Annotated in this window: 1 protein-coding gene; it reads left to right on the top strand. The window is 58.2% G+C overall.

Annotated elements, in window-relative coordinates; translation table 11 throughout:
* Positions 1-380, top strand: a 380-nt coding sequence (locus E1292_RS50705; RefSeq protein ID WP_246091087.1) for an ABC transporter substrate-binding protein, incomplete at both ends; no start/stop codon positions are given.

Genomic DNA, 380 nt, shown 5'->3' with positions numbered 1-380 from the left:
GGTGCCGGCGTTGCATCGGCGCAGAACATGAGCGTGGGTGTTTCTGCCGACGTGACATCGATCGATCCGCATTACCATCTCTATTCTCCCAATCAGAATATCGCGGATCATGTTTTCGGTCGCCTGATCGAGCGCAACGACAAGCTGCGCATGCTGCCTGGACTGGCGCTGTCGTGGGCCGCCATCGACGAGCTGACCTGGGAATTCAAGCTGCGTCCCGGCGTGAAATTCCACGACGGGTCTCCTTTCACTGCCGAAGACGTGGCGTTCTCCATTCAGCGGGTTCCCAATATCAAGGATTCACCCGGCGGATTTTCCGTCTACACCAAGGAAATCGCGGAGGTGCAGGTCGTCGATCCGCTCACCGTCCGGTTCAAGAC

This window comes from Nonomuraea deserti (assembly GCF_004348685.1).
Lineage (GTDB): Bacteria > Actinomycetota > Actinomycetes > Streptosporangiales > Streptosporangiaceae > Nonomuraea > Nonomuraea deserti.
This window is presented reverse-complemented; position numbering and strand designations above follow the sequence as displayed.